The sequence below is a fragment of the Mesorhizobium sp. M9A.F.Ca.ET.002.03.1.2 genome, assembly GCF_003952365.1.
GTDB lineage: Bacteria > Pseudomonadota > Alphaproteobacteria > Rhizobiales > Rhizobiaceae > Mesorhizobium.
This window is the reverse complement of the sequence record NZ_CP034443.1, coordinates 4,952,752-4,975,121: the sequence shown is the minus strand read 5'-3', so window position 1 is coordinate 4,975,121 and position 22,370 is coordinate 4,952,752. Positions and strand designations below refer to the sequence as shown.

At 62.1% G+C, this 22,370-nt stretch carries 24 protein-coding genes; 17 read left to right on the top strand and 7 right to left on the bottom strand.

The annotated features are described in order from the left end of the window. From EJ066_RS24045 to EJ066_RS24030, 4 genes are all read left to right on the top strand, one after another. On the top strand, nucleotides 1–564 hold the full coding sequence (locus EJ066_RS24045; RefSeq protein WP_126042369.1) for a GNAT family N-acetyltransferase: 564 nt from the start codon (nucleotides 1–3) through the stop codon (nucleotides 562–564). 103 nt (nucleotides 565–667) lie between these two features. Beyond that, entirely contained in the window at nucleotides 668–1,225 is a 558-nt protein-coding gene (locus EJ066_RS24040; RefSeq protein WP_126042367.1) for an OmpA family protein, read from the top strand. Nucleotides 1,226–1,443: 218 nt separating this feature from the next. Further along, nucleotides 1,444–2,250, top strand: coding sequence for a 4-hydroxy-tetrahydrodipicolinate reductase (dapB, locus tag EJ066_RS24035; RefSeq protein ID WP_126042365.1), 807 nt, complete (start codon nucleotides 1,444–1,446; stop codon nucleotides 2,248–2,250). A gap of 76 nt (nucleotides 2,251–2,326) precedes the next feature. Further along, complete coding sequence (locus EJ066_RS24030; protein ID WP_126042363.1) at nucleotides 2,327–2,794, top strand: DUF1203 domain-containing protein; 468 nt, start codon at nucleotides 2,327–2,329, stop codon at nucleotides 2,792–2,794. Nucleotides 2,795–3,032: 238 nt separating this feature from the next. Here EJ066_RS24030 and EJ066_RS24025 read toward each other — a convergent pair whose 3' ends face one another. Further along, on the bottom strand, nucleotides 3,033–4,331 hold the full coding sequence (locus EJ066_RS24025) for an outer membrane beta-barrel protein (RefSeq protein WP_126042361.1): 1,299 nt from the start codon (nucleotides 4,329–4,331) through the stop codon (nucleotides 3,033–3,035). A 200-nt stretch (nucleotides 4,332–4,531) separates the two neighbouring features. Beyond that, entirely contained in the window at nucleotides 4,532–5,647 is a 1,116-nt protein-coding gene (gene ald / locus EJ066_RS24020; RefSeq protein WP_126042359.1) for an alanine dehydrogenase, read from the bottom strand. A 156-nt stretch (nucleotides 5,648–5,803) separates the two neighbouring features. Here ald and EJ066_RS24015 point away from each other — a divergent pair, with 156 nt between their 5' ends. Further along, nucleotides 5,804–6,277: an Lrp/AsnC family transcriptional regulator gene (locus EJ066_RS24015; protein ID WP_023675099.1), complete on the top strand. Its 474-nt coding sequence runs from the start codon at nucleotides 5,804–5,806 to the stop codon at nucleotides 6,275–6,277. Here EJ066_RS24015 and EJ066_RS24010 read toward each other — a convergent pair. After that, on the bottom strand, nucleotides 6,274–6,933 hold the full coding sequence (locus EJ066_RS24010) for a 5-formyltetrahydrofolate cyclo-ligase (RefSeq protein WP_126042357.1): 660 nt from the start codon (nucleotides 6,931–6,933) through the stop codon (nucleotides 6,274–6,276). The two genes, EJ066_RS24015 and EJ066_RS24010, sit on opposite strands and share 4 nt — an antisense overlap. A 171-nt stretch (nucleotides 6,934–7,104) precedes the next feature. On the opposite strand from EJ066_RS24010, the gene EJ066_RS24005 reads away from it, so the two are divergent. Further along, nucleotides 7,105–8,370, top strand: a complete 1,266-nt coding sequence (locus EJ066_RS24005) for an NAD(P)/FAD-dependent oxidoreductase (protein WP_126042355.1) — start codon at nucleotides 7,105–7,107, stop codon at nucleotides 8,368–8,370. Nucleotides 8,371–8,423: 53 nt separating this feature from the next. Here the strand turns inward: EJ066_RS24005 and EJ066_RS24000 are convergent, their stop codons facing one another. From EJ066_RS24000 to EJ066_RS23985, 4 genes are all read right to left on the bottom strand, one after another. Next, nucleotides 8,424–9,005 (bottom strand): TetR/AcrR family transcriptional regulator, encoded by a 582-nt coding sequence (locus tag EJ066_RS24000; RefSeq protein WP_126042353.1) that lies wholly within the window; start codon nucleotides 9,003–9,005, stop codon nucleotides 8,424–8,426. 189 nt (nucleotides 9,006–9,194) lie between these two features. Next, nucleotides 9,195–9,785: a DUF308 domain-containing protein gene (locus tag EJ066_RS23995; RefSeq protein ID WP_126042351.1), complete on the bottom strand. Its 591-nt coding sequence runs from the start codon at nucleotides 9,783–9,785 to the stop codon at nucleotides 9,195–9,197. 226 nt (nucleotides 9,786–10,011) lie between these two features. After that, nucleotides 10,012–11,001 (bottom strand): glycerophosphodiester phosphodiesterase family protein, encoded by a 990-nt coding sequence (locus EJ066_RS23990; protein ID WP_126042349.1) that lies wholly within the window; start codon nucleotides 10,999–11,001, stop codon nucleotides 10,012–10,014. A 105-nt stretch (nucleotides 11,002–11,106) separates the two neighbouring features. Continuing rightward, nucleotides 11,107–12,363, bottom strand: a complete 1,257-nt coding sequence (locus tag EJ066_RS23985) for a cyclopropane-fatty-acyl-phospholipid synthase family protein (protein ID WP_126042346.1) — start codon at nucleotides 12,361–12,363, stop codon at nucleotides 11,107–11,109. Between the two features lie 367 nt (nucleotides 12,364–12,730). Here EJ066_RS23985 and EJ066_RS32435 point away from each other — a divergent pair, with 367 nt between their 5' ends. The 11 genes from EJ066_RS32435 (at nucleotide 12,731) to EJ066_RS23935 (ending at nucleotide 22,278) form a co-directional block, all read left to right on the top strand. Then, nucleotides 12,731–12,865, top strand: a complete 135-nt coding sequence (locus EJ066_RS32435; protein WP_276316413.1) for a hypothetical protein — start codon at nucleotides 12,731–12,733, stop codon at nucleotides 12,863–12,865. Nucleotides 12,866–12,963: 98 nt separating this feature from the next. Continuing rightward, nucleotides 12,964–13,254: a Dabb family protein gene (locus tag EJ066_RS23980; RefSeq protein ID WP_126042344.1), complete on the top strand. Its 291-nt coding sequence runs from the start codon at nucleotides 12,964–12,966 to the stop codon at nucleotides 13,252–13,254. A 303-nt stretch (nucleotides 13,255–13,557) separates the two neighbouring features. Beyond that, nucleotides 13,558–14,481: a VOC family protein gene (locus tag EJ066_RS23975; protein WP_126042342.1), complete on the top strand. Its 924-nt coding sequence runs from the start codon at nucleotides 13,558–13,560 to the stop codon at nucleotides 14,479–14,481. Continuing rightward, entirely contained in the window at nucleotides 14,478–15,308 is an 831-nt protein-coding gene (gene kdsA, locus EJ066_RS23970) for a 3-deoxy-8-phosphooctulonate synthase (RefSeq protein WP_126042340.1), read from the top strand. Before EJ066_RS23975 ends, kdsA begins: the two co-directional genes overlap by 4 nt. A 103-nt stretch (nucleotides 15,309–15,411) precedes the next feature. Further along, nucleotides 15,412–15,615, top strand: a complete 204-nt coding sequence (locus EJ066_RS23965; protein ID WP_126042338.1) for a dodecin family protein — start codon at nucleotides 15,412–15,414, stop codon at nucleotides 15,613–15,615. Between the two features lie 84 nt (nucleotides 15,616–15,699). Beyond that, the gene (locus EJ066_RS23960; RefSeq protein ID WP_126042336.1) at nucleotides 15,700–16,065 is read left to right on the top strand and encodes a PRC-barrel domain-containing protein; all 366 of its coding nucleotides are present in this window, start codon (nucleotides 15,700–15,702) and stop codon (nucleotides 16,063–16,065) included. A gap of 388 nt (nucleotides 16,066–16,453) precedes the next feature. Further along, nucleotides 16,454–17,728, top strand: coding sequence for a phosphopyruvate hydratase (eno, locus tag EJ066_RS23955; protein WP_126042334.1), 1,275 nt, complete (start codon nucleotides 16,454–16,456; stop codon nucleotides 17,726–17,728). Nucleotides 17,729–17,912: 184 nt separating this feature from the next. Beyond that, the gene (locus EJ066_RS23950; protein ID WP_126042332.1) at nucleotides 17,913–18,236 is read left to right on the top strand and encodes a septum formation initiator family protein; all 324 of its coding nucleotides are present in this window, start codon (nucleotides 17,913–17,915) and stop codon (nucleotides 18,234–18,236) included. Nucleotides 18,237–18,408: 172 nt separating this feature from the next. Beyond that, entirely contained in the window at nucleotides 18,409–19,455 is a 1,047-nt protein-coding gene (gene pdhA, locus EJ066_RS23945) for a pyruvate dehydrogenase (acetyl-transferring) E1 component subunit alpha (RefSeq protein WP_126042330.1), read from the top strand. 15 nt (nucleotides 19,456–19,470) lie between these two features. Further along, entirely contained in the window at nucleotides 19,471–20,886 is a 1,416-nt protein-coding gene (locus EJ066_RS23940; RefSeq protein ID WP_126042328.1) for a pyruvate dehydrogenase complex E1 component subunit beta, read from the top strand. 18 nt (nucleotides 20,887–20,904) lie between these two features. After that, entirely contained in the window at nucleotides 20,905–22,278 is a 1,374-nt protein-coding gene (locus EJ066_RS23935; RefSeq protein ID WP_126042325.1) for a pyruvate dehydrogenase complex dihydrolipoamide acetyltransferase, read from the top strand. Nucleotides 22,279–22,370 lie beyond the last annotated feature (92 nt).

Here is a 22,370-nt window from a genome sequence, read left to right as displayed (position 1 = left end):
ATGGAGAACGGAGCGCTGGAAGACATCGAGGTCACGGTGACGTTTCTCGAAATGCACGCGCCGCCGGCCTATTCGCCGCCGGTGCCCTACAACCGTCAGATTGCGCTGCTGAAGACCAAGGACATTCCGCTGCATTTCTACCGCTACCTGATGGATCGGGTGGGCCGCAAATGGCACTGGGTCAACGTGCTGAGGCTCAGCGACGAGGAGCTTTCCGCGGGCGTCCACCGCGAGGACCGCGACATCAGGGTGCTGTATCTCGATGGAGCGCCCGCCGGATTCTTCGACCTCAAGCCGCATCTGCCGGAGGAAGTGGAGCTCGCCTATTTCGGCATGATGGAGCACGCGACCGGGCAAGGCATCGGTCGCTGGTTCCTGGGTTCGGCGATCGCCGCCGCCTGGTCGCACGGCCCAAGGCGGGTGACGGTGCAGACCTGCACGCTCGATCATCCAGCGGCATTGCCGCTCTACCAGAAACTCGGCTTTGAGCCGGTGGCGCAAAAGAAGGAGATCGTGCATCCAATGGCTTTCGCCGAGCGCGCGGCCAGCGTCATGCGACCGTGATTTTCCCGAAAGCCGAACCTTTCGTTCATCAAAGTTTCAGCTTGTCTTTGCCATCTTGCCGGCACCATCAACGGGCCGAGGCCGGCCCCGAAGGAGAGAAGACATGCTGACCCGACGCACATTTGCCGTCGCACTGATTGCGGCACTTGCCGTGCCGACCCTTGCCGCAGCCCAGGCGACTACACCTTCGGCCGCGACGATCGAGCGTCAGCTCGAGGCGGCGCCCCGGGTAAAGCTGCGCCCCAATCAGCGCGTCACCATACGCGAATTCAAGAGGCGGCCGGACCTGCGGCGCATGGCCCGCTCGATCGATATCCAGTCGATCAATTTCGCCTTCGGCTCGGCGGCTATCTCCGAATCGCAATATGGAAAAATCGAGAATATCGCCGACGCGCTTCAGCGAATCCTGCGGCGCGACCCCGGTGCCCGTGTTTTGATCGAAGGCCATACCGATGCGGTCGGCTCCTTCCGGTCGAACCAGATATTGTCCGAACAGCGCGCCGCCTCCCTGAAGCGCACCCTGGTGCGCGAATTCGGCGTGCCGGGTTATGCGCTGGAAACCGTCGGCTACGGCGAGGAATTCCTGCTGGTGCAGACGCAGAACGAGAATTGGCGCAATCGCCGGGTGACGCTGCGCCGCTTCGACGACTTCATCCGGTAAGACTGTTCAAAATTCTGGTGATCTGACCCGTCTGTGCGGCGGTCTGGATCAACTCTCCAGACGGAGCCCGGCTTGAATGAGCCGGGCTCTTTCCCTATCGCTGGTCGCTCAAGACCTACCACGTCGGCCCGCACGATGCATAGCGTCAAATTCCAAGAGCGTCCCTCGTGCGTCCAAACGGATGTATGGTGCTCTAATGGCGATGGAGGAATCGAACGATGGCAATACGGGTGGTGATGGCCGGTGCGACCGGCTGGGTCGGCAAAGCGCTGGTTCCGGCGATCGGGGCGCAAGGCGACATGGCGCTGGCAGGCGCCGTGTCACGCAGCGGTGCGGGGCAGGATTCCGGCCTTCTGGTTGGCATGCCGGCCAATGGCGTCACCGTTTCCGCCTCGCTGGCCGAGGCGCTGGAGGTGCCGTCCGACGTGCTGGTCGACTACACCAAGCCGCATGTGGTGAAGGACCATGCGCTGCTGGCCATCGAAACGGGACGGCACGTTGTGATAGGCACGTCGGGGCTGGCTGCTACCGACTTTGCCGAGATCGACGCCGCAGCGCGCGCCAATCGCGTCGGCGTCATTGCAGCCGGCAATTTTTCGATCACTGCCACGCTGATGAAGCGGTTTGCCCTGATGGCGGCGAAATACGTGCCGGATGTCGAGGTCATCGACTATGCCAGCGCCAAGAAGCCCGACGCGCCGTCCGGCACCGCGCGCGAGCTCGCGGAGGCGCTGGCGGATGTCCGCAAGGCTTCGACCGCGCGGCCCGTCTCGGAGGTCTCGGGTGTGCCGGGAACCCGCGGCGCGGCGGTCGGTACGGGTGAGGGGGTGCAGGTGCATGCGCTTCGCCTGCCCTCCTACATCCTGTCCTGCGAGGCGCTGTTCGGCCTGCCCGACGAGCGGCTGACCATTCGCCATGACGCCGGCTCGTCCGCTGCTCCTTACGTGGCGGGTACGCTGCTCGCCATCCGGCGGGTGCAGGAGATCACCGGGCTGGTGCGAGGCCTCGACGCCTTGATGGGCTGACAGGTTCGGCAGGAATCGGGTGGGAAGCGCTGGCGCAGCGGCGTAATTTCCGGTCGACGACACCGGAGATTTCACTATGACCGTAAAGTTCAAAGCCTTGCCCACGGAAGATGTCAGAGCCCTGCAGCGCGGCGGGCCGGACGCCTATGGTCTGATACCAGAGCGGAGAATATCCGACGGCGACGGCGTGCCTTGCCGCCACTGCCTGAAGAACGTGGCCGCCGGACAGGCCTATCTCATCCTGGCATACCGGCCGTTCCCCGAGTTGCAGCCTTATGCTGAGACCGGGCCGATCTTCTTGCATGCTGAGGAATGCGAGCGCGCCGCCGAAGCCGAGGTGCTTCCCGAGGTGCTCGAAAGCACCGACTATATCGTGCGCGGCTACGGCAAGGACGACCGCATCGTCTATGGCAGCGGCGGCGTCATCCCGACGGGCGCCATCGCGGCGCGGGCCGAGACCTTGTTCCAGCGCGAGGACATCGCCTATGTGCATGTCCGCTCGGCGCGCAACAATTGCTACCAGTGCCGGATCGAGCGCGCCTGACGGTCCGGGCGGCATTCATCGACCGCGACTGTCGTACGCCTGTCGCAATGTCGCGTTATGGAGTGATTGTCGATCGATTTGCCGACCGCGGATGAACCGGCGGGAAGTCTCGATATCAGAGGAAGCGGGGCTTTGGCTCCGCTTTTTTTTGCCTGCAGTGTCCCGCCCTGTATTTCTTCCGCCCAAAGAAAAAGCCCGCCGGAATGACCGACGGGCTTTGACTGTTGTCTGGACGGCTCTAGTTGAACTTGTACTTCGCACCGATACGAACGGTGTGGAACGAAGGGGTGGAGGTGAGGGTGTCGTCCGGCAGCGCGATTTCCGACGAAAAATCCTTCTCGGAGAACTGCGAATAGCGGTACTCGATGCCGACGGTCACGTTGCTGGACATGGCCGTTTCAAGACCACCACCAACCGAGAAGCCGCTGGAGTCCCAATCGAGGATATCGCCGATGGGCGAAGACGCATTCAGATCGAAGTGCTGCCAGCTGTAGCCGCCGAGCACGTAGGCGAGGGTTGATTCGTTTACTTTCATACCGACACGGCCAAGCACATCGAAACCGTAATCAGTATCCAGGTTGATGGATCCGCCCGGAACTTTCAGCTCCGAAGTCATGCCGGAGTAGCGAGCGTCAACCATGACACCTGCCACCCAGCTGCCGAAATCATGGTCGTAGCCGACGTTCAATTCACCGAACACGCCTTCGCCACCGAGCCCGTTGAATTCAAGGCCAAGCGGCGGAACGTCGATCTGATGCACCGATGCACCCGCACCGGCGGCACCGCCGACGTAGAAGCCGGTCCAGTTGTAGGCAGGGGCTTCAAAAGCGGCGACACCGCCATTCTGGGCGCCAAAGCGATAGTTGGCCGCAACTTGGAACGTATGCCGCGACGTGTCGAGATTGAGGGTGCCGTCCGGTGCGCCGAGATCGGCAAGAAGATCGTCGTTAGTGCCGAAGCGGGTATAACGATATTCGGTTTTGATGGTCCAGTTGCTGTTGACGGCCGTTTCAACGCCGGCGCCAACGAAGTAGCCGCTCTGGTCCCAATCGAAATCAAAGCCTGCGTTCGTGTCGAGCTTGTATTTCTGCCAGGAATAGCCGCCGAGCACATAGCCCAAAGTGTTGGGCGTGAAGAGGTAACCAGCCCGCAAACCAGCGTCGAAGCCATAGGTCTCCTGAACCGAAGCATTGAATCCAGCAACGTCGAGCGTGGTTTCAATATTGCCGACATGGGCGTCCAAAAGTCCGCCGATCAGGAAGCGCGGCGACACCATATAGTCGTACCCAACGGTCAGTTCACCGTACACGCCTTCACCGCCAATGCCGTTCAACGAGAAGCCAGGAAGGAGATCGCCGCTGAGCTCGTGGACATTGGCACCGGCGCCAACGCCGAAGCCGACATAGATGCCGCTCCAGTTGAAGCCCGACGTCTCGACGACCGGCACAACCGCGTCGGCGGCATGGGAAGCCGATCCGAGCGCTAGAATGGACGCCGCGCCAAGAAGCAAAAACTTTGTGGATTTTAAGCTGATCATTACTACCCCCTAGAAGAACCCGATGTCCTCCTAGCATCGGCCTATGGCGGCGGCTGTAACAAAAAAGCCACAGAAAAGGCATATTGCACGCAAAACGCGCAAAGCCGTTCAGTCGACGGCAAGCGATGAAATCTGCTTGTGCAAAATAATGAGCCGCCGAGGGTGTCAGCGGCTCTGTTGGGAACGAATCAGCGGCGGGTTCAGGCGGCGAGGACGGCCTTCGGCTCGACCAGTTCATAGCCGAGTGCTTCGGCCACCGCGCGGTTGGTGATCTTGCTCTTGTGGACATTGAGGCCGTTGCGCAAATGATGATCGTCGACCAGCGCCTTCAGGCCCTTGTCGGCGAGTTGCAGGCCGTAATGCAGCGTCGCATTGTTGAGCGCGTGGGCCGAAGTGACCGGCACCGCGCCCGGCATGTTGGCGACGCAATAGTGGATGACGCCGTCGACCTCATAGGTCGGCTCGGCATGAGTTGTGGCGTGCGAGGTCTCGAAGCAGCCGCCCTGGTCGATGGCGACGTCGACCAGCACGGCGCCTTTCTTCATGCCCGACAGCATTTCGCGTGTAACGAGCTTCGGCGCGGCGGCACCCGGGATCAGCACGGCGCCGACGACGATGTCGGCTGAAAAACATTCCTCTTCCAGTGCCTCGACGGTCGAGTAGCGGGTGTGGACGCGGCCGCCGAAGATATCGTCGAGCTGGCGCAGGCGCGGGATCGAGCGGTCGATGATGGTGACGTCGGCGCCAAGGCCGGCCGCCATCCGGGCGGCATGCAAGCCGACGACGCCGCCGCCGAGCACCGCAACCTTGCCGGGCAGCACGCCGGGCACGCCGCCGAGCAGCACGCCGCGGCCGCCATTGGCCTTCTGCAACGCGGTGGCGCCGGCCTGGATCGACAGGCGGCCGGCGACTTCCGACATCGGCGCCAGCAGCGGCAGGCCGCCGCGGTCGTCGGTGACCGTCTCGTAGGCGATGGCCGTCACGCCGGAGGCCAGCAAGCCCTTGGTCTGCTCCGGATCCGGAGCGAGATGGAGATAGGTGTAGAGGATCTGGCCGTCGCGGAGCTGGACCCATTCCTCAGGCTGCGGCTCCTTGACCTTGACGATCATGTCGGACTTGGCGAACACATCGGCGGCCGTCTTGGCGATGGTGGCGCCGGCGGCGCGATAGGCGTTGTCGTCGGCGCCGATGCCGGCGCCGGCACCGGTCTCGACCAGCACTTCGTGGCCATGCGCGACATATTCGCGGACCGAGCCCGGCGTCAGGCCGACGCGGTACTCATGATTCTTGATTTCCCGGGGGCAGCCGACGCGCATTTTCTTCTCCTGATCCGGCCCTTCTGGGCACGTTCCCTGTTTAGAGGTAGTGAACCACGAATCGTTCCGTAAGTGTTTGCGAATACGCTTGCGCAAGAGCATGCGGCTCGATAATCGTTGCGCAAAACAGCCAGATTGTCGCAGGAATCCCGAAAAATGCCGCTCGACAGGATCGATATCGCTATTCTCGAAACATTGCAGAAGGATGGGCGCATACCCAATGCGGCGCTTGCCGAGAAGGTCGGCCTGTCGCAGTCGGCCTGCTCGCGGCGGCTGGACAATCTGGAGAAATCCGGAACCATCCGCGGCTACCATGCCCGGCTTTCCAACGCGGCCCTTGGCCACCAGATGACGGCGATCGTGCATATATCGCTATCGGGGCAATTCGAAAAGACGCTGTCGGATTTCGAGGCAGCGATAAAGCGCTGTCCGAATGTCCTGTCCTGCCATCTGATGTCGGGCGAATACGACTACATCCTGCGCATCGCCGCTAAGGACCTCGTCGACTACGAGCGCATCCACAAGGAGTGGCTGTCGGCAATGCCGCATGTGACGAAGATCAATTCGTCCTTCGCCTTGCGCGAGATCGTCGACAGGACGGCCGTGGGGATGAAGCCGGAACTTGCCTAGGACTTGAAAGCCTCCGTCACCACCCGGTCCATCGGGATGTCATGCGGCTGCGGGTAGATGGTGGCGATGCGCTGCAATTCGTAGCCGACACCGATGACCAGCGGCTTGAACGGCATCGCCGCCAGCGTGCGGTCGAAGAAGCCGCCGCCATAACCCAGGCGAAATTGTCCCGGATCGATGCCGACGATCGGCGAAATGACGATGTCGGGCAGCACCGGATTGCCTTCAGCCGGGATCGGAATATTCCAGACGCCCTTCTCCAGCCGGTCGCCCGGTGCATAGGCGCGGAAGATTAGCGGCCGGCCTTTCTCGACGACAACAGGCAGTGCGGTGCGGCCGCCGCGTGCGTTGATGGACGCCATCCAGGGGCGCAAATCCGGCTCGCCGCGGAACGGCCAGTAGAGGCTGACCATGCGCCCAGCAATGTCGCCGATCACCGCGTCGAGGCTTTCGGCGATGCGCTGCGACATTGCCGTTCGCCCGTCGGCCGGGACAGCGAGGCGGGCTGCAATCAGCCGCTCGCGCTCGGCCTTGCGACAGCGCCTTACGTCCGTCCAGTCGGATAAGGGCGCCCGGAATGTCGGGTCGAGTTCATGCATGAAGCAAGGCGGAGAGGCGTATTGCGCCGGACCTTCATCGTCTCGATCATTGGCCATGTTTCACCTCGGCGTGCTGTTTAGATGAGGCTACATCAGGCGCGCGAACTGCGACATGCGCATTGACGACATCAAGCGGCGAGTCCGGGCATACGTCCATGGTCTGGCGTTGTTGCGCTACACAAAAATGCCTATATCAGCCAGGGTGAATTGCTCGCCATGGTGAATGGGATGAACCGGGCCAACCATCATATCGTCGTTGTCGGCGCGGGTTTCGGGGGCCTCGAATTCACCCGCGCGCTTGACGGCGCGCCGGTGCGCATCACCATGATCGACAAACGCAACCACCATCTCTTCCAGCCGCTGCTCTACCAGGTGGCGACCACGGCGCTGGCCACCTCGGAAGTCGCCTGGCCGATCCGCCATCTCCTGCGCAAGCGCAAGGACGTGACGACGCTGCTCGCCACCGTCAGCGGCATCGACCGCGCCGGCAAACGCGTGCTGCTCGAGGATGGCGGCGCGGTCGCCTATGACACGCTGCTGCTGGCCACCGGCGCCCGCCATGCCTATTTCGGCCATGACGAATGGGAGCCTTTCGCACCGGGGCTGAAGACGCTGGAGGACGCCACCACCATTCGACGGCGCATTCTGCTAGCCTTCGAGCAGGCCGAGCGGGAGACTGATCCCGCCAAACGCCAGGCGCTGCTGACGCTGGCGATCGTCGGCGGCGGACCGACCGGCGTGGAACTGGCCGGCACCATTGTTGAACTGGCGCACGACACGCTGCGCGGCGAGTTCCGCAACATCGATACGCGGCAGACGCGCGTGGTGCTGATCGAGGCCGGCGACCGCATCCTTCCCAATTTCGCGCCTGAACTTTCCGACTACGCCAGGAAGGCGTTGGAGCGGCTCGGCGTGACCGTCGAACTCGGCCGGCCCGTCACACGCTGCGATGCCGAGGGCGTCGTCTTCGGTGAAACGCACCTGCCGGCCAAGACAATCCTGTGGGCGGCCGGCGTCGCCGCTTCGCCGGCCGCCGAGTGGCTGGGCGCGGCGGCGGACCGCGCGGGCAGGGTGCTGGTCGAGCCCGACCTGACCGTGCCGGGGAGCCCGGAGATTTTCGTCATCGGCGACGCTGCACACGCCCTGCGGCCCGATGGCCGCATGGTGCCCGGTGTAGCACCCGCCGCCAAACAGCAGGGTTGGCATGTCGCAGAGACGATCAAGGCCCGGCTTGCCGGCGACGCAACCCCGCGGCCTTTCAGCTACGAGCATGACGGCGATCTGGCGACGATCGGCAAGCGCGCCGCCGCGATCGATTTCAGCTGGATCAAGCTCACCGGCTGGCCCGCCTGGTGGCTATGGGGCCTGGCGCACATCTACTTCCTGATCGGCTTTCGTAACCGGCTAGCGGTTTCGCTGAGCTGGCTATGGATATATTTCACTGGTCAGCGCAGCGCCCGCCTGATCACCCAGGGCGACGACGACAAGGGGTGATTTCCTCGGCAACCTGTTGCGTCGACACGACGCGGTATGACGTGGCTGAAGCGTTAGGTGCGAATGCGACGAAGAAGAGTTTCGACGATCACGTTAAACTGCTTCGGATCATCAAACGCCCGGGCGGCAAGCATGGCTCCGTATACGGCCGCCATGAAAGCTCGTGCCTCGACGGCAGGGGATGCATCGAGATGCACCGACCCCTGCTGTACCCCGAGTTCCAACAGCCGCTCCAGCCAGTTGCCGAGGTCGGCGAAATGACCGCGAACGGAAACCGCGACCTCTTCGGGTAGACTGGGCAATTCGGCCGCCAGCACTGCGGCCAGGCAAAAGGGAGCGGACTGATCCTTGATGCAGCGTTCCCAATACCCAGTATAAAACCGCAGCTGATCTATTGCGAGCGGCGAGCCCTCCTCCAGCGCCGCGATCTGGGCTTGGATACCGGCACGCGCCTGTTCGACAACTGTTACGACCAAGTCGACTTTCGAAGGAAAGTGATGGTGGATGCTTGCCTTACGGATGCCAAAGCGCTCTGAAAGGTCAGCATAGCTGAAGCCGTTATAGCCAACACGCATGATGAGCTGGGCAGCTCCGCCAACCAACTTACCCGCGGTGTCACCAAGTGCGGTGTTCATTGTCTACCTTCTAATAGGTTGATTTACGGATTTTGCCGATTTTTTAGGTTTGTCCCAGTTGGTAGTCCAAGATTCCGGCCAAACTGCCAATCTATTTCGAAAAAAGAAATGCGCTGTCCCAGGAGGACAGCGCACCATTCACCAGCAGGAGAGAGAGTCAGGATCTCGGACGGTTCTTTCAAGGCGCACCTAGTCGGCGATCTGGGGCGACTTTCGAAGGATGTCGCTGACCACCAGCCACACCGCCGACACCAGGAAGTAGAAAGCGCCAAACGCAGCGTATGGCGCGACATTTGTGATGCCGATAGCTTCCACGCCCCCAGCCATCCTTACAAAGAAGACTCCGGCCAGCGCCGATTGAGCGCCGCTCAAGATCATCGCCCACTGGGCACCATTGATCTTCCAGCGCCGCGCGGCGGTAATCAGTTGAAACAGGCCAGATAGAACAGCCCAGACACCGTAAACCGCCAGTACCGCGTTGTTGCTGTTGGTTAGCGCGATTGCTACCGCCAATGCGGTGAGCAGGCTGATGACAAAGTTCAGCAGTTGCGACTTATTGCGGCTCAGCCCGCCAGTGCGTTGAGCATCGACCAAGTTCGCCAGGGCATCCCACGCAGGATACGCGACCAACATGATCGCGGCCAGTGGCGGCATTGTCTTGGCGACAGTGAAAGCTAGGGCGACCCACACCGCAGAAACGGCGAACCGTACAAAGTAGTAGCTTTTAAGCCACCTGTTTGAAACTCGGGCCAGGTTGTGGTCACTGTTCTGAGCAAGCATATCTGTGTTTCCGAAAATGATTGATAAGAGGGTGGCGCGCCTCTACCTACTAGCAGGTAGGTAAGATGCCGTCAACAACCTTCGCCGTTCCACCAGGGTAATGGCGACTGGGTGCCAACGGCTGCGGATATCGGCTGGCATCTTCAACAGGATCGAGCCAGCCTACAATTTCGACGTCATCGATGGCGTCACCTGACGGACCCGCCCCAAACGCGGGTTTGTCGCTTCACGCCGGCGGCGCGAAACGCCGCTTGACGAGAGGCATGACCAGGTCCAACGCGTCGGTGGAAATGCCGCCGGAATAGCCGTCCGGCAACTGGTCGATCAGTCCCGGATCGTCGAGGCCTTGCGAAAAGCCGCCGCCGGCATAAGGGCCGAGCAGGTAGATGCGGGTGTCGACGCTATCCATGCGGTCCAGGAAACGGTTGGGCCAGCCCCATAGCCACTGCGCGACGTTGATCGGGATGAGCAGCGTTCCCTGCCGGCACGCCTCTGGAACGTAGCCGCTCCAGCCGAACACTGCATAGCGCAGGATGCATCGGGTCAGCGATGCGCGGCTCAGCGTATGCATGTCCGGCAGCGCCGCCCTGACCGCCGCGATCGGCTTGTCGCCGCCATAGACCGTCAGGCGGGCACGCTCGGCTGGCGCCAGCGTGGCGAGCCAGGCGGCCAACGCTTCGCCTTCCCCCGGGTCGTTGCTCTTGATGTTGATGTTGAAACGGCGGTTCGGGAAGTGCTGCAGGACCTCGTCCAGTGACGGCATCATGCCGATCCCCTTGCCGCGAAAGGGAAAGGTCTTGCCGCCATCCGCCGTGTAGCCATAGCCTACGTCGAGCGTCCTCAACTCGGACATGGCGTGGGCGCGCGTTTGTCCTTTGCCCTCGGTGCGGCAGTCCAGCGTCCAGTCGTGGAAGACCGCGAACTTGCCGTCCGTGGTCGGGTGGACGTCGAGTTCGAGCGCGTCCGCGCCAAGCGCGAAGGCGGCTTCCATAGAGGGAATCGTGTTTTCAAGGAAAGGATGGCGGGGCGGCAGCATGCGTTCGGCGGTGCAGGTGTCGGAGCCGAGATCCTTGCGGTCGAAATCCTGCGCCAAGCCGCGATGCGCAAGCACGGCCGGGGTGCCGGCCGGACGGCTCGACAGCAGCGGGCTGTTGTTGAGCCAGATGCCGCCCACAGCGACAACAATGGCAATGAGGAGGATTGTCCGTTTGCGCAAGACGTGATTCCGATTCTTGCGCCGCATCTTGCGTCGGGATCGGACTTTTTCACGGCAATCGCCCAATGATGCGATGGCCCAAATCAGGGCGATGACGTCGCCGGCCTAGGCCCTGTAAACCACCTGGCGGACATCGATGTAACTGGCGCGGAAGCCGGCTTCGCAATAATGCAGGTAAAACTCCCAGAGCTTCTTGAAACGGTCGTCGAAACCGAGCGGGACGATTTTTTCCCATGACGCCCAGAAGCGCTCGCGCCATTCGGCGAGCGTACGGGCATAGTCGTCCGGGAAAATGCGCTCGCGCAGATGAGCAAGGCCATGATCTTTGCCGAGCGACTTCAGGATCGACGGCGTCGGCAGCATGCCGCCCGGGAAGACGTAGCGCTGGATGAAATCGGGCCGGGCGCGATAGGTGTCGTAGGCTTTCTCGTTGATGGTGATGATCTGCAGGCCTGCAGTGCCGCCAGGCCTCAGGCAGTCCTTCATCTTGCCGAAAAACACCGGCCAGTATTTTTCGCCGACCGCCTCGAACATCTCGATCGAGGCGATGCGGTCGTAGGATCCGGTTTCGTCGCGGTAGTCTTGCAGCTTGATGTCGACCTTGTCGGCAAGACCGGCTTTCTGCACGCGCGCTCTGGCGAAGTCATGCTGCTCGCGGCTGATGGTCAATCCGGTGACGCGGCAGCCGATCTCGCGCGCGGCGAACTCGGCAAAGCCGCCCCAGCCGCAACCGATTTCCAGCACGTGGTCTTTCGCGCCGATGCCCGTGTCCTTGGCCAGCGCGCGATACTTGGCGGCTTGCGCGCTTTCCAGATCGTTGGCGCCAGTCGTATAGAGCGCCGACGAATAGGTCATGCTCGGATCCAGCCATTCCCTGTAAAAGGCGTTGCCGAGATCGTAATGCGCCGAAATGTTGCGCTTCGAACCGGTGCGGGTGTTCTGGTTGAACCAGTGGCGGACACGCTGGACGGTGTTGATCAGCCAGCTGGCGCCGCCGGCGAGGCGCTCTCCGATTTCCGAATTGACCACGAACAGTTCTAGGAAACTGGTCACATCGGGACTGTCCCAATCGCCGTCCATGTAGGATTCAGCGATGCCGATGGTGCCGCCTGCGAAGGCGCGGCCGGGCAAGCGCCAGTTCTTGAGCACCAGTTCGGCGTCCGGACCCGGCGCCTTGCCGCCGACGAGGACGGCGCGGCCGTCCGGCATCCTCACCTTGAGCGAGCCACGCGGCAGGTTCATCGCCGCCGACAAAACCATGCGCGCCTTGGCCGGCAGGCCTTTGACGGTTTCGGTGAAATTGAATTCGTCCAGCCTGACCGCGTCCCCCGACGCAATGTCGGCATGTTCCTTGTAACCCATGGCACGCCCCCAGACTCTGCGAAGCCGGCGCGAAAAATGGCCAGTTTCCGCACTCTCGCGCAGTTCATTCGCCGGGTTCGCGCTCTCTGGTCCGGATAGCTCACCGGTCGGTACGGCAAGCCCGAACGAAAGTGCACCTTTGACCAGAGCTTCGGCACTTCCCGGTGAACCCCGCCGCCAATCTTCCACGTCATCGATGCGAACTTCAAGAGGCAAGGCGGGAACTGGCTGGGCCAAGTGTCGGCCTGCGGCCTTCGACCACTTCACGACGGCAGGCAAGCAGAATTGGCGGAAAGATTTCGGGGGAGGGCGCTGGTCAACGCGGAATCACTATGGTTGCAGCCGCTCCCATGCGATAGTTTTAGTCATGCGTTACGTTATCGTCATCTGCGCCGTCACGTTCTTCCTGATCTGGGACGGACTCTACAATCAAGGCAGCTATCTCGACACCACCGTCAGGGAGATAACGCGCATCGTGCGCTACATCACCAGCCTGGTGTAGCTTTCTTTTCCCGCAGGTTGTCGGCGCGACATCGTGCCGGTTGACGCGACCGTTTTACCCACACAAAACACGCTTGCATATCGATCGAGGAGGCTGGGTTGATCCGGCATATCGTTTTCTTCAGCGCGCGCCACAAAGAGGATGTCGAGGCCGTACGCACGGGCTTGCTGGCGCTGGGCGACATTCCCCATTCCCGTCTTTTCGAGGTGACGCTCAACACCAAGGTCGACCCGCTGTCGGACGAGATCGACGTGGTCGTTTATGCCGAGTTCGAGGATGATTTCGCGCTGGCCGCCTACAAGGCGCACCCGCTCTATGCCGAGACGACCAATCAGGTCAAACCGCTGCGCGAACTGCGATATTCGGCTGACGTTGTGGCGGCGACCTGAAGAGAAATCGGTCGAAGCGGGAGCAGCGTGCTTCCCTTACTCCGTCTGAGCGGCGGTCGGTTCGCTCAGATCGGCGCCTGGCCGCTTGGGCGCGTTCCAGACCAGCATGGCAAGAACAGCTATCGCGACGACCGCAGCCGCTATGAACAGGTTATTTCTCATTTGGATGACGTAGGTTGGTTTCCTGCAGCGGCAAGTATTCCGGAGCCCCACGTAGCGGGCCTCGCGATCGGCCGCATTGATCCTTGCGGCGTCGGGCGAGGCTCTTGAACCAACGTCCGGAATGATGCACACCGCGCCGGCATGACCGAGACGATGCCAGCAGGACCACATTCGCCAGGCGCTTATCCGCCAGGCGCTTATCCGCTTGACCATCTTGTGCTGCCGACCGCGAGCCTCGACGTGGCGCGGGCGCGGCTCAATTCGCTCGGCTTTATCGTGGCTCCGACCGGCATCCATCCCTTCGGGACGGAAAACTGCTGCGTCTTCCTTGAAGACGGCACCTATCTCGAGCCGCTGGCGGTGTGCAACGCGCAAGCGGCGGCGAAAGCAATCGCGGACGGCAACGTCTTCGTCGCGCGTGATCGTGCCTATCGCGACAAACGCGGCAATGAAGGATTTTCCGCCCTTGTCCTGGGCACCGAAAATGCGGATGCCGATCATACGCGTTATGTCGAAGCCGGCCTGGCGGCCGGAGACATGCTGAGCTTTTCGCGTGCCTTCACCGACGCGGCGGGAAAGAGCGACACGGCATCGTTCAAGCTGGCCTTTGCCTCCGGCACCGGGGCGACGGACGCATTTCTGTTCGCCTGCGAGCGGATCAATGCGCCAAAAGTGGACCGCACCGCGTTGCAAATCCACGCCAATGGCGCGACCGGCATCATCGAAGTCGTGGCGGTCAGCGACGAGCCATCCGGACAGCGCCGACTGATTTCGATCGCGGCGCGCAGTCCCGTGGCCGGGCAGGGGAGCAGCGCCACGTTTGGCTTGCCGAATGCGACCTTGACCCTCCTTGACCCTGTCGCTTTCGAAACGCGCTTCGGCATATCTGCCGGCGCGCCATCAGAACTCCGCTTCGCGGGGGTAGTCTTTTCGGTTCGCCGCGCAGACACAGTCGCAAAGCTGCTTGCAGCCAGTTCCGTCGAACACGACATACGCGGCAATGATATTATTGTGCGGCCGGCAACCGGGCAGGGTGCGGCCTTCATCTTCCGGGAGATCGCATGAGCAAGCCCAATTCGTCCGTGACCGTCGGCAAGGTCGTCTTCGGCAACATCGCGCCGCTGTCGCTGATTGCCGGCCCGTGTCAGCTTGAATCGCGCCAGCACGCCTTCGACATGGCTGGCGCGCTGAAGGAACTGACTGAGAAGCTGGGGCTGGGTCTGGTCTACAAGACGAGCTACGACAAGGCCAACCGCACCTCGCTTGGCGGCACGCGGGGCGCCGGGCTCGATGCAGCGCTGCCGGTGTTCGACGATCTGCGCAAGGCGTTTTCGCTGCCGATCCTGACCGATGTCCACACTGAGGAACAGTGCGCGGTCGTGGCGCCGCATGTCGATATCCTGCAGATTCCGGCTTTCCTCAGCCGCCAGACCGATCTGCTGATCGCGGCGGCACGAACCGGCAAGGTCGTCAATGTGAAGAAGGGCCAGTTCCTCGCGCCGTGGGACATGAAGAACGTCGTCGCCAAGATCACCGGTTCCGGCAACGCCAATGTGCTGGTCACCGAGCGCGGCGCGTCCTTCGGCTATAACACGCTGGTCTCCGACATGCGCGCTCTGCCGATCATGGCCGAAATCGGCGCGCCGGTGATTTTCGACGCCACGCATTCGGTGCAGCAGCCGGGCGGGCAGGGCGGCTCCACGGGTGGCGACCGGCGCTTTGTCGGGACGCTGGCGCGCGCGGCGGTGGCGGTCGGTGTCGCCGGCGTCTTCATCGAGACGCATCAGGATCCCGACAATGCGCCCTCCGACGGCCCCAACATGGTGCCGCTGAAGGATCTTCCGACGCTGTTGGAAAGACTGATGGCGTTCGATCGCGTCGCCAAGGGCTGAACATGGCCCAGGCCCGGACCGGGGTCGGGGCCCTAAGCTTGTGGTCAACAGGTGCCGGTTGTACGCTGCCCAGGCAACTGAGTGCCTTGGCAGGGAGGAAGCCATGTCCGTCGCACGGGTCACCGAAATCACGTCATCGTCGAAGAAGAGCTTTCAGGACGCCATCGAACTGGGAATTGCGCGCGCCGCAAAGACCTTGAAGAACGTCGAGGGCGCCTGGATCCAAGATCAGAAGGTCGTCGTCGAGAACGGCAAGATCTCTGACTACCGCGTCAACATGAAGGTCACTTTCATCCTCGCGGAGTGATCGGTTAGCGTCGAAAAGTCTGGAACCTTCATCCGCGCCTCTCATTGTCAATGCATGGCGTCAACGACAAGGGAGAAACACACCATGACGACCCAGACAGGACACACTGAAGCCATCGCTGCTTCGCGGGTCATCGGTACATCCGTCTACAACACCGAAGGCACGCACATCGGCGACATCGAGGATGTCATGCTCGACAAGACGTCGAACGGTATAATGTTTGCCGTGATCGGCTTTGGCGGATTTCTCGGCATCGGCGAGAGATATCACGCCGTACCGTGGGCGAGCCTGGACTATGACGAGAACATGGGCGGCTACGTCGTGCCGTTCACGAAGGAGCAACTGAAGGCTGCTCCCGCCTATTCGATCAACGAATTGACGGGCGCCGACGGCGAGGCCGCGCGTGATGCTTCATACAGCTACTATAAGGTCGAGCCTTATTGGCATTGATCTTCATTCGCTGGAATCAAAAAGCCCCCGCCTGAGGCGGGGGCTTTTTGCAGGATATCTACTCCGCCGCGTGAAGGGTCGACAACTCTACCGCACCTTGTTGAGGCTGCTGAGTGTCACACGACGTCAGGAACGCCGCCGCGATCAGGAACAAACTCACAATACCGCTCAACTGAGACATGGCGAAACTCCTCCAGTTTCGCCCCGCGCAGATGCCAGCATAAACCAGAAAGCCGCATGCCGCCATGACTTATGATGACAGAAATTTGTGCTTCGTGAATCGGCAGGGAGGAAGTGGCGGCAATATTTGCGGACGCCCCGATTGCGTTTTGCGGCACTTTGGCTAAGACGTGCGCGACGCTTCGTCAGATCAATCGGGGACATTGCAATGACCGCCATCATCGACATTGTCGGGCGTGAAATCCTGGACAGCCGCGGAAACCCGACCGTCGAGGTCGACGTCGTGCTCGAAGACGGCTCGATGGGCCGCGCTGCGGTGCCCTCCGGCGCCTCGACCGGTGCCCATGAGGCGGTCGAACTGCGCGACGGCGGCGCCCGCTATCTCGGCAAGGGCGTCCTGCGGGCGGTGGAGGCCGTCAATGGCGAGCTGTTCGAGGCGATCGGCGGCATGGAAGCCGAGAACCAGATCCACATCGACCAGACCATGATCGAGCTCGACGGCACGCCCAACAAGAGCCGGCTCGGCGCCAACGCCATCCTCGGCGTGTCGCTGGCTGTTGCCAAGGCCGCGGCGGAAGCGGCTGGCCTGCCGCTCTACCGCTATGTCGGCGGCACCAAGGCGCATGTGCTTCCGGTGCCGATGATGAACATCATCAACGGTGGCGCCCATGCAGACAACCCGATCGACTTCCAGGAATTCATGATCCTGCCGATCGGTGCGCCGACGCTGCGCGACGGCGTGCGCTGGGGCTCGGAAATCTTCCACACGCTGAGGAAGAAGCTGAAGGATGCCGGCCACAATACCAATGTCGGCGACGAGGGCGGCTTCGCTCCTAACCTGAAGAGCGCGCCCGCCGCGCTCGATTTCATCATGGAATCGATCGAGCAGGCCGGCTTCAAGCCGGGCGAAGAGGTTGCACTCGGCCTCGATTGCGCCGCGACCGAATTCTTCAAGGACGACAACTACGTCTATGAAGGCGAGAAGAAGACTCGCGATCCGAAGGCCCAGGCCAAATATCTGGCCAAGCTCGCCGCCGACTATCCGATCATCACCATCGAGGATGGGCTGGCCGAAGACGATTGGGACGGCTGGAAAACGCTGACCGACCTCATCGGCAAGAAGACCCAGCTGGTCGGCGATGATTTGTTCGTCACCAATACGGGGCGGCTGCGCGACGGCATCCGCATGGGCGTCGCCAATTCGATCCTGGTCAAGGTCAACCAGATCGGCTCACTGACCGAAACGCTCGACGCCGTCGAGACCGCGCACAAGGCCGGCTACACCGCTGTGATGTCGCATCGCTCGGGCGAAACTGAAGATTCGACCATCGCCGATCTCGCCGTTGCCACCAATTGCGGGCAGATCAAGACAGGTTCGCTGTCGCGCTCGGATCGCATGGCCAAGTACAACCAACTCATCCGCATCGAGGAAGAACTCGGCAAGCAGGCGCTCTACGCCGGCAAGTCGATCGTGAAAAGCTGAGCTCACCGACATCCGGAACAAAAAGGGCGGGGCATCCCCGCCCTTTTTGTTTCAACATCGCCAAATCCGGTCGCGCGTAACCGTCCATTAAGCACAATCGGGCGAGAAAGGGGACCAGATTGCAAAGTGTTAGAGCGTCCTTTGCACGTCCAAGAGGACGCGCGGCGCTCTAGGGATTTGGATCATGTGGACACGTCAGCACAAGCAGAGAAACACCGGTCGGCTGATCATTCCTTCGCTCTGCGCGGCGTTCCTGGCCTATTTCGGCTTTCACGCCTATCATGGCGAATTCGGCATCTATTCCAAATATCGGTTGGAAGCCGAAACCGTCGATCTGCAAAGTAAGCTCGATGCCGTAAAGGCGCGCCGGATCGACCTGGAACGGCGCGTTCAGCTCCTGCATCAGGGCACGCTGGAGAAGGACATGCTCGACGAGCAGGCACGCAAGGCGCTCAATGTGTCCCATGCCGACGAAATCACCATCATGTTACCGGCTGCTGCAAGATAACCAATTTTCAGTTAATCGCGAATATTTTCAATGATTTTAATCGCTTAGATGCATGTCAGCCATGCATTTTTCAGCATGGCGAAACGCTTTCCCGCGTGTTAGCCTTCCCCAAATCGGTGGGGAGAGCTGATCTCCCACAGTGTCCGCAAGAGACGCCAACAGGGAGTGATGCATGGCCACCGCCGCCAGAAAAGCGCCTGCCAAATCCAAATCCAGATCCGACGGCAAATCGGCGGGGCTTTCGGCTCCCAAGCCTGTCGACTTCACCAAGGACGAGGAGCTTGACGCCTACCGGCGCATGCTGCTTATCCGCCGCTTCGAGGAAAAGGCCGGCCAGCTCTACGGCATGGGCTTCATCGGCGGCTTCTGCCATCTCTATATCGGCCAGGAAGCCGTTGTCACCGGCATGAAGATGGCGCTGGTCGATGGCGACCAGATGATCACCGCCTACCGCGACCATGGCCACATGCTGGCGATGGAACTGTCGCCACGCGGCGTCATGGCCGAGTTGACCGGGCGCCGCGGCGGCCTGTCGAGGGGCAAGGGCGGCTCCATGCACATGTTCTCGAAGGGGAAGCATTTCTACGGCGGCCACGGCATTGTCGGCGCGCAGGTTTCGCTCGGCACCGGCCTCGCCTTCGCCAACCGCTACCGTGACAACAACAATGTGACGCTGACCTATTTCGGCGACGGCGCCGCCAATCAGGGCCAGGTCTATGAAAGCTTCAACATGGCCTCGCTATGGAAGTTGCCGGTGATCTACATCATCGAGAACAACCGCTATGCCATGGGCACCTCGGTTTCACGGTCGTCGGCCGAGACGGATTTTTCGCACCGCGGCGCCTCCTTCAAGATTCCCGGCATCCAGGTCGACGGCATGGATGTTCGCGCGGTCAAGGCAGCCGGCGATCTCGCAACCGAATGGTGCCGCGCCGGCAAGGGGCCGCTGATCCTCGAAATGCAGACCTACCGCTATCGCGGGCACTCGATGTCCGATCCGGCAAAGTACCGCTCCAAGGAGGAAGTGCAGAAGATGCGCTCCGAGCGAGACCCGATCGAGCAGGTCAAGGCGCGGCTGCTCGAGAAGAAGTGGGCGGATGAGGACGAGCTCAAGACCATCGACAAGGAGGTTCGCGACATCGTCGCAGACGCCGCCGAATTTGCCCAGAACGACGCGGAGCCGGATCCGTCCGAGCTCTGGACCGACATCGTACTGTAACGAGAGGGCAAGGACATGCCGATCGAAATTCTCATGCCCGCTCTCTCGCCGACGATGGAAGAGGGCAATGTTTCCAAATGGTTGAAAAACGAGGGTGACAAGGTCGCCGCCGGTGACGTCATCGCCGAGATCGAAACCGACAAGGCGACGATGGAAGTCGAAGCCGTCGACGAAGGCACGCTTGCCAAGATCGTGGTTCCTGCCGGCACCGAAGGTGTCAAGGTCAACGCAGTGATCGCCGTGCTCGCGGTTGATGGCGAGGACATCGACAAGGCAGGCGAAGGCATCGGCGAAGCACCTGCCAAGGCTGAAACGGCAACCACAGAGCCTGCCAAGGCTGAAACTGCAGAGCCAGCGGCTGCGCCGGCCAAGAGCGAGGCCGCAACGCCCGTCGCCGCAGCGCCCAAGCTGGAAATCGCCGCCGATCCGGACATTCCGGCCGGCACGGAAATGGTCTCGACCACGGTGCGCGAAGCGCTGCGCGACGCGATGGCCGAGGAAATGCGCCGCGATGGCGACGTCTTCGTCATGGGCGAGGAGGTCGCCGAATACCAGGGCGCCTACAAGATCACGCAAGGGCTGCTGCAGGAATTCGGGCCGCGGCGCGTCGTCGACACGCCGATCACCGAACACGGTTTTGCCGGCGTCGGCGTCGGGGCGGCGATGGCTGGCCTGAAGCCGATCGTCGAGTTCATGACCTTCAACTTCGCCATGCAGGCGATCGACCAGATCATCAACTCCGCCGCCAAGACGCTCTACATGTCCGGCGGGCAGATGGGCGCGCCGATCGTCTTTCGCGGGCCGAACGGCGCGGCCGCCCGCGTCGCCGCCCAGCATTCGCAATGCTATGCCGCCTGGTACAGCCACATTCCCGGCCTGAAAGTGGTGATGCCCTACACCGCTGCCGACGCCAAGGGACTGCTGAAGGCCGCGATCCGCGACCCGAACCCGGTCATCTTCCTCGAGAACGAAATCCTCTACGGCCAGTCCTTCGACGTGCCGAAGATGGACGATTTCGTGCTGCCGATCGGCAAGGCGCGTATCCACAAGTCAGGCAAGGATGTGACGATCGTCTCCTTCGGTATCGGCATGACCTATGCGGTGAAGGCCGAGGCCGAATTGCGCGGCATGGGCATCGATGCCGAGATCATCGACCTCAGAACCGTCCGTCCGCTCGATTTCGACACCATCATTGCCTCGGTCAGGAAGACCAATCGGCTGGTGGTGGTCGAGGAAGGCTTTCCGCAGAGCTCGGTCGGCGACCATATCGCCAGCCAGGTGTCGCAGCGCGCTTTCGATTTCCTCGACGCGCCGGTCATCACCATTGCCGGCAAGGACGTGCCGATGCCCTATGCGGCGAACCTCGAAAAGCTGGCATTGCCCAATGTCGGCGAGGTCGTCGAGGCGGTCAAAGCCGTCACATATCGCTGAGCAAGGCGGGAGGACAAAATGCCGATCAACATCACCATGCCGGCTCTGTCGCCCACGATGGAAGAGGGCAATCTTTCCAAATGGCTCGTCAAGGAAGGCGACAAGGTTTCGCCGGGCGACGTGATCGCCGAGATCGAGACCGACAAGGCGACGATGGAAGTCGAGGCCGTCGATGAGGGCACGGTCGCGAAGCTGGTCGTTCCTGCCGGCACCGAAGGGGTCAAGGTCAACGCGCTGATCGCCGTGCTCGCGGCCGAAGGCGAGGATGCGGCGGCTGCCGCGAAAAGCGGCGACGGCGCTGCCGTCCCGGCAAAAGCCGAGGCTCCGAAAGCGGAGGCGCCCAAGGCCGATGCACCGAAGGTTGAGACACTGAAGGCTGAACCTGCCGCAGCCGCGCCCAAGGCGGAGATGGCTCCGGTTGCCAACGGTCATGCGGGTGGCGAGCGCACTTTCGCCTCGCCGCTGGCCCGGCGCATCGCCAAGGAAGCCGGCGTCGATGTATCTGCCGTGACCGGCACCGGCCCGCATGGCAGAGTGGTGAAGGCCGATGTCGACGCGGCGATTGCTGGTGGCGGCGCCAAGGCAGCGCCTGCCGCGAAGGCAGCGCCCGCCGGGGCTCCGGCTGCTGCCCCTGCAGTGAAGCCGATGTCGGACGATCAGGTGCTGAAGCTGTTCGAGGAAGGCTCCTACGAGCTCGTCCCGCACGACAACATGCGCAAGACCATCGCGCGCCGGCTGGTCGAGGCCACGACCATCCCGCATTTCTACCTGACGCTCGACTGCGAGCTCGACGCGCTTTTGGCGCTGCGCGCGCAGATCAATGCGGCCGCACCCATGAAGAAGACCGAAAAGGGCGAGGCGCCGGCCTACAAGCTGTCGGTCAACGACATGGTGATCAAAGCGATGGCGATGGCGCTGATGGCGGTGCCGGACGCCAATGCGTCGTGGACCGAGAGCGCCATGGTCAAGCACAAGCATGCCGATGTCGGCGTCGCGGTATCGATCCCCGGCGGGCTGATCACGCCGATCATCCGGCGTGCCGACGAAAAGACGCTGTCGGTCATTTCCAACGAGATGAAGGACCTCGCCAGCCGCGCCCGCAGCCGCAAGCTGAAGCCGGAAGAGTATCAGGGCGGCACCACGGCGGTGTCCAATCTCGGCATGTTCGGCATCAAGGACTTCGCCGCCGTCATCAACCCGCCGCATGCGACCATCCTGGCGGTCGGCGCCGGCGAGGAGCGTGCGGTGGTCAAGAACGGCGAGATCAAAACAGCCACCATCATGTCGGTGACGCTGTCGACCGATCACCGCGCCGTCGACGGTGCACTCGGCGCCGAACTGCTCGTCGCCTTCAAGCGCATGATCGAAAACCCGATGGGCATGCTGGTCTAGAAAGGAAGAAGGCGGTGCGGAAATTCTTCACCAGCCTTTTTGCCTTCATCCTTCCCGGCATCGTGGCGATCGTCATTCGATGGCTGTTCGTG

What these genes read in the sequence shown, in the direction of transcription:
- eno (WP_126042334.1), top strand. Translation starts at nt 16,454, where the DNA reads ATGACCGCCATCATCGACATTGTCGGGCGTGAAATCCTGGACAGCCGC.
- EJ066_RS24025 (WP_126042361.1), bottom strand. Translation starts at nt 4,331, where the DNA reads ATGATCAGCTTAAAATCCACAAAGTTTTTGCTTCTTGGCGCGGCGTCC.
- EJ066_RS23940 (WP_126042328.1), top strand. Translation starts at nt 19,471, where the DNA reads ATGCCGATCGAAATTCTCATGCCCGCTCTCTCGCCGACGATGGAAGAG.
- dapB (WP_126042365.1), top strand. Translation starts at nt 1,444, where the DNA reads ATGGCAATACGGGTGGTGATGGCCGGTGCGACCGGCTGGGTCGGCAAA.
- EJ066_RS24000 (WP_126042353.1), bottom strand. Translation starts at nt 9,005, where the DNA reads ATGAACACCGCACTTGGTGACACCGCGGGTAAGTTGGTTGGCGGAGCT.
- EJ066_RS23965 (WP_126042338.1), top strand. Translation starts at nt 15,412, where the DNA reads ATGTCCGTCGCACGGGTCACCGAAATCACGTCATCGTCGAAGAAGAGC.
- pdhA (WP_126042330.1), top strand. Translation starts at nt 18,409, where the DNA reads ATGGCCACCGCCGCCAGAAAAGCGCCTGCCAAATCCAAATCCAGATCC.
- EJ066_RS23950 (WP_126042332.1), top strand. Translation starts at nt 17,913, where the DNA reads ATGTGGACACGTCAGCACAAGCAGAGAAACACCGGTCGGCTGATCATT.
- EJ066_RS24015 (WP_023675099.1), top strand. Translation starts at nt 5,804, where the DNA reads ATGCCGCTCGACAGGATCGATATCGCTATTCTCGAAACATTGCAGAAG.
- EJ066_RS23960 (WP_126042336.1), top strand. Translation starts at nt 15,700, where the DNA reads ATGACGACCCAGACAGGACACACTGAAGCCATCGCTGCTTCGCGGGTC.
- EJ066_RS23995 (WP_126042351.1), bottom strand. Translation starts at nt 9,785, where the DNA reads ATGCTTGCTCAGAACAGTGACCACAACCTGGCCCGAGTTTCAAACAGG.
- EJ066_RS23985 (WP_126042346.1), bottom strand. Translation starts at nt 12,363, where the DNA reads ATGGGTTACAAGGAACATGCCGACATTGCGTCGGGGGACGCGGTCAGG.
- kdsA (WP_126042340.1), top strand. Translation starts at nt 14,478, where the DNA reads ATGAGCAAGCCCAATTCGTCCGTGACCGTCGGCAAGGTCGTCTTCGGC.
- EJ066_RS24010 (WP_126042357.1), bottom strand. Translation starts at nt 6,933, where the DNA reads ATGGCCAATGATCGAGACGATGAAGGTCCGGCGCAATACGCCTCTCCG.
- EJ066_RS24005 (WP_126042355.1), top strand. Translation starts at nt 7,105, where the DNA reads ATGAACCGGGCCAACCATCATATCGTCGTTGTCGGCGCGGGTTTCGGG.
- EJ066_RS23975 (WP_126042342.1), top strand. Translation starts at nt 13,558, where the DNA reads ATGACCGAGACGATGCCAGCAGGACCACATTCGCCAGGCGCTTATCCG.
- EJ066_RS24045 (WP_126042369.1), top strand. Translation starts at nt 1, where the DNA reads ATGGAGAACGGAGCGCTGGAAGACATCGAGGTCACGGTGACGTTTCTC.
- EJ066_RS24040 (WP_126042367.1), top strand. Translation starts at nt 668, where the DNA reads ATGCTGACCCGACGCACATTTGCCGTCGCACTGATTGCGGCACTTGCC.
- EJ066_RS23935 (WP_126042325.1), top strand. Translation starts at nt 20,905, where the DNA reads ATGCCGATCAACATCACCATGCCGGCTCTGTCGCCCACGATGGAAGAG.
- EJ066_RS32435 (WP_276316413.1), top strand. Translation starts at nt 12,731, where the DNA reads ATGCGTTACGTTATCGTCATCTGCGCCGTCACGTTCTTCCTGATCTGG.
- EJ066_RS24030 (WP_126042363.1), top strand. Translation starts at nt 2,327, where the DNA reads ATGACCGTAAAGTTCAAAGCCTTGCCCACGGAAGATGTCAGAGCCCTG.
- ald (WP_126042359.1), bottom strand. Translation starts at nt 5,647, where the DNA reads ATGCGCGTCGGCTGCCCCCGGGAAATCAAGAATCATGAGTACCGCGTC.